The following is a 2,253-nucleotide window of genomic DNA, read 5'->3' on the forward strand; positions in this document are numbered from 1 at the left end:
GATAAATTAGTGGTGGAATGGGATAAGCTTTGAGGTAAATAAAAGGAAGTGAAATAGTTAATAAAGACGACTGTGGATTTATAGTTAATGATAGAGACATGCAGGGGAAATATTCCTGCATGTCTCTGTGACCATTATTAACGTCTTCGGCGTTCAAGTTTTTCCTGACATTCCGTGCAGGTAGTTATGCCCGGCAGCGCCTGCCGTCGCTTTTCAGGAATGGGCTTACCGCATACACGACAATGGAATAATGATGGCGTAGACCCTGGCTTAAAACGACTCTGTTCAATCATATCCTCCAGTCGTTGCTCATTAAATTCCTGATCGCGGTCAATCTCATCCGGCATGGGCGGCCCTCCGGTCTAACGCCTCCCGTTCGCAAAGTGCGATACGCTTCCAGACGATGGTCAGTGACAACCCTTCGACTTTCGGCAGCAGGGTTTGTGTTACCTGCATCATGGCGGCCAGCGCATCGGTCGATTCCAGGTTGGCCACCCGGCATTGTTGCCATTGTAGCCAGATAGCCGCATCCGTATCTTCGTCCGGCTCTGGCGTCCGGCCATAAGGCACACGGACGCCCAGTAACCGGCGGCGAAGGCACACTTCGTTGGAGGTGAGGCCAAAATACTTGTTGAGTAGCGCAATTGACCCGCCGAGCCGGATGGCATGATTGATACGCTGTTGCTGCAGGACCTCCTTACGGGATTTTGCCAGAAGCAGGTGTAATACGTCGTGATGAACCGTCACAGCCAAAAACTGCGCAGACTCCCGACTGATGATAAACAGCTCGTCTAGTGATAATTGGTTGAGGGCATTCATTTCGTCGAAAGTGAATCCTAGCGATTCACAGTGACGAATGTTGCCATCCTTCAATGCATGCAGGGCATCGGTTAATACGGCGTAATTAAGTGATGGGATAATCATGGTATTTTCTCCCTTCAGCCTATTGAGCGGCGGACTAATTTAATATTGATCCATTCGTCAATTTCCGATTCGAGCCAGGCGACACTGGCCGGGCCAATCTTGATTGAGCGGGGGAAGGTGCCGTCTTTCATATACAGATAGATTTGAGAGCGCTTCAGGCCCGTTTTTTCTTCAACCTGTTTCAGACGTAATAACTGATGAGATGTCACGGTATTCTCCTGTGGCAGATATAGCGCTAGCCGGGAGATAACACGACAACACAAAGTCGTGGTGTGGAGAAAGGTGATGAGCCCGTATTACGGAAAATACAATCCTTAATACGGGTTTTCATAGCGAAGGGCATCATCTTACTTTTGTGTTGGCAGGGAAGGGGGCGAGCCGCGCTCAAGCGCAGCCTTGAGCGTGTCGCCACTGAATCGATCGGTAATGCCTTCCTCTGATGCCCATTGTTCAAAAATGGACAATAGTTTATACGGTTGCATGATTAGCGGACTGATAGTTTCATTATTTTTGCAGGCAAGCCAGAAGAGGCGTGATAGAGGGGTGGATATCCGAGTTGGAGAGGGTGGAAGTATTTCTTTTTCGATCGGTTTGTTGATCAACTTATCAAGTTCACTTTTTCTGAGGACAAAGCAGGCATCACTCGGTAATTCATGCATAGGAAAATAACATTTATTAAAATCTTTTTTTAGGTCGTTTAGTGCTATTTTTTCGTAACCATCCGATGAAATATCTTTAGGTAGCCTTTTTACGTGTCGTTCGATTCTTTCATGCCATGTCATCTTTTCGAAAACTTGAAACGCTTCCCCCAATAAAGAAACGGTAATGCCATAATTATTCGACCTTGCTCCAGTTACAGGTGGTGGAATCTTTAATGATTGTGCAAGTAAACGCTGTATAAGGACATATTCATAGCCGAGCAATGTTGTGTCGATGACTCTCTGTACAGGGTGGATATATCTTCCTTCAGTACTGAAAGTTAAATTGTTTTCGCTGACAAAGGAACTTTCGGCAAGCATGATTGATTTCATCGTTGACGAACTTTTTATTGGTCTTAGCTTTAATTTATGATTTCGTGATTTAATTTTCCTCAATATTACTGGGGATTGAAAATATATTGAAAACCGAATTTTCCCTTGCAGAGCAAATCGATAAAAATCACTTTTTCTTATTTTACACCCATTCAATGCATTGAGAAGTCTGACCGCCTCCCTGATAGTTATCCAGTCTGGAATTCCATCTCTAATGTTTAGGCAAGTTGGATTGTCTGACATAATACATCTCCTTTCACACAATGATATTGCTGATGAATTTCGCTGTGTTTTTGAA

General features: G+C 44.8%; 4 protein-coding genes. All 4 read right to left on the bottom strand.

The window, feature by feature from the left end; genetic code table 11:
* Window positions 1-137 precede the first annotated feature (137 nt).
* Window positions 138-347: a TraR/DksA family transcriptional regulator gene (locus tag J1785_RS01585; RefSeq protein WP_009635174.1), complete on the bottom strand. Its 210-nt coding sequence runs from the start codon at window positions 345-347 to the stop codon at window positions 138-140.
* Entirely contained in the window at window positions 337-924 is a 588-nt protein-coding gene (locus J1785_RS01590; protein ID WP_217218658.1) for a DUF2857 domain-containing protein, read from the bottom strand. Before J1785_RS01590 ends, J1785_RS01585 begins: the two co-directional genes overlap by 11 nt.
* Window positions 925-938: 14 nt before the next feature.
* The gene (locus J1785_RS01595) at window positions 939-1,133 is read right to left on the bottom strand and encodes an AlpA family transcriptional regulator (RefSeq protein ID WP_009635172.1); all 195 of its coding nucleotides are present in this window, start codon (window positions 1,131-1,133) and stop codon (window positions 939-941) included.
* A gap of 138 nt (window positions 1,134-1,271) precedes the next feature.
* Window positions 1,272-2,198, bottom strand: a complete 927-nt coding sequence (locus J1785_RS01600) for a hypothetical protein (RefSeq protein ID WP_217218659.1) — start codon at window positions 2,196-2,198, stop codon at window positions 1,272-1,274.
* Window positions 2,199-2,253 lie beyond the last annotated feature (55 nt).

This window comes from Rahnella perminowiae, from assembly GCF_019049755.1.
GTDB classification, from domain to species: Bacteria; Pseudomonadota; Gammaproteobacteria; order Enterobacterales; family Enterobacteriaceae; genus Rahnella; species Rahnella perminowiae.

Excerpts from the sequence above, each read along its gene's own strand:
- J1785_RS01585 (WP_009635174.1), bottom strand. The coding sequence starts at position 347 with ATGCCGGATGAGATTGACCGCGATCAGGAATTTAATGAGCAACGACTG.
- J1785_RS01590 (WP_217218658.1), bottom strand. The coding sequence starts at position 924 with ATGATTATCCCATCACTTAATTACGCCGTATTAACCGATGCCCTGCAT.
- J1785_RS01600 (WP_217218659.1), bottom strand. The coding sequence starts at position 2,198 with ATGTCAGACAATCCAACTTGCCTAAACATTAGAGATGGAATTCCAGAC.